Below are 2001 nucleotides of genomic sequence, written 5' to 3'. Positions count from 1 at the left end.
CCTGATCCCGGAGGAATAGGGTGGCTCGGGCCTGCCGCTTGCGGCCGCCGCTGCCGTGCTGGAGGAAATCCAGCGCGCCGGCTGCAATGGCGGCGCCTGCCATGCCCAGATGTACACGATGGGCACGCTTCTTCGCCACGGCTCGGAAGCCCAGAAGCAGCGATACCTGCCGAAGATCGCCGCGGGAGAATTGCGCCTGCAGGCATTCGGCGTCACGGAACCGAGCAGCGGCACCGACACCGGCGCGCTCAAGACCACTGCTCGCCTCGACGGCGATCATTTCGTGGTCAAGGGCCAGAAGATCTGGACCAGCCGTGCCGAGCATTCGGATCTGATGCTGCTGCTGGCGCGGACCACGCCGCTCACGGACGGCATGAAGAAGACTGACGGCCTTTCAGTGCTCATCGTCGACATGCGCGAAGCCGTTGGCAACGGCCTCACCATCCGGCCGATCCGCACCATGATGAACCATGCCACCACCGAAGTGTTCTTCGACGATCTGCGCGTGCCGGCCGAAAACCTGATCGGCGAAGAGGGAAAGGGATTCCGCTACATCCTCTCGGGCATGAACGCCGAGCGTATCCTGATATCAGCCGAGTGCATCGGCGATGCGAAATGGTTCATCGAAAAGGCCAGCACCTACGCAAAGGAGCGGCATGTGTTTGGCCGGGCGATCGGCCAGAACCAGGGCATCCAGTTTCCGATTGCAAGGGCCTACGCCAACATGCGCGCGGCCGAATTGATGGTGCGCGAGGCGCTGAGCCTCTACGAGGCCGGCAAGAACCCCGGTGCTGAAGCCAACATGGCCAAGATGCTGGCGGCCGACGCTTCGAACGAAGCCGCCAATGTCTGCATCCAAACGCATGGTGGGTTCGGTTTCGCGGAAGAGTACGATGTGGAGCGCAAGTTCCGCGAGACGCGCCTCTATCAGGTCGCGCCGATCTCGACCAACCTCATCCTGTCATACCTTTCCGAGCACGTGCTTGGACTGCCGCGTTCCTACTAGAGCGGGATGCATTTGAATTGAACCTCGCATCCCGCTCTAGCCGTTTGTTTTAGCCGCATTTCTGCGACGCCAAGCGATTCCGCTCGGCTGCAAAATGCTTTAGGAGTCGTCCGTGAACGTCCTCATCGTCTATGCACATCCGGAAGCAAGATCCTTCAACGGCGCCATGAAGGATCTGGCTGTGGAAACCTTGACCCGCGCAGGCCACGATGTGGTTGTCAGCGACCTCTATGCGATGGGCTTCAATCCTGTCGCAGGGCCGGGCGACATATCGGGCGAGCGTAACGATCCGGACTTCTTCAGCCTGCCGCGCGAACAGACCGCCGCCTACGAGGCCGGCGCACTCTCGGCCGACATAAACGCCGAGGTCGAAAAGGTGAAGCTGGCGGATTTCGTGCTGTTCCAATTCCCGGTCTGGTGGTTCGGAATGCCCGCAATGCTCAAGGGTTGGGCCGATCGTGTCTTCGCGCGCGGCTTCGCCTATCTGCCGGGCCGTAAATACGACACCGGCATGTTCAGGGGAAAGCTCGCCATGGTGGCCGCCACCACGGGCACGTCGGCCGACACCTACGCGCCCGACGGCATCGACGGCGACATCCTCACGGTGCTGTGGCCGATCCACAATGGTCTGCTGCGCTATTCCGGTTTCGACGTGCTGCCGCCCTTCGTCGCCTATATGCCGGGCCGCGTCGGCAACGAGGGCCGCAAGGCCTATCTGGAAGCCTATAGCAAGAGGCTTGAGGACATCGACGGCACGCCGCGGCTTTTCTTCCACGCTGCCGAGGATTACGGCAAAAACGAGCGGCTGAAGCCTGGCGTGCTGGCGCGCTCGGGGGTGCAGCGCAATGTCTGACGGCGCCCGCCCACTGGAGGGCCTGTTTGTCGTTTCGATCGAGCAGGCCGTCGCCGCTCCGCTCTGCACGGTCCGCCTTGCCGATGCCGGCGCACGCGTCGTGAAGATCGAGCGCCCGGAAGGCGAAACCGCGCGTCACTAC

At 62.8% G+C, this 2001-nt stretch carries 2 protein-coding genes and 1 pseudogene; all 3 read left to right on the top strand.

Annotated features, from left to right (window positions below; translation table 11 throughout):
- Positions 1-1006 (top strand): annotated as a pseudogene (locus EN914_RS33465) (acyl-CoA dehydrogenase family protein); the annotation flags it as partial.
- A gap of 112 nt (positions 1007-1118) precedes the next feature.
- Positions 1119-1859 (top strand): NAD(P)H-dependent oxidoreductase, encoded by a 741-nt coding sequence (locus tag EN914_RS33460; RefSeq protein WP_024503246.1) that lies wholly within the window; start codon positions 1119-1121, stop codon positions 1857-1859.
- On the top strand, positions 1852-2001 hold a 150-nt coding region (locus EN914_RS33455), incomplete at its 3' end, for a CoA transferase (RefSeq protein ID WP_206527299.1). The genes EN914_RS33460 and EN914_RS33455, both read left to right, overlap by 8 nt.

Origin of the sequence: Mesorhizobium sp. M7A.F.Ca.CA.001.08.2.1 (genome assembly GCF_003998455.1) — a bacterium.
Classification (GTDB): domain Bacteria; phylum Pseudomonadota; class Alphaproteobacteria; order Rhizobiales; family Rhizobiaceae; genus Mesorhizobium; species Mesorhizobium ciceri.
Note: the sequence above shows the minus strand (reverse complement) of the source record. Positions and strands in the feature narration are given on the sequence as shown.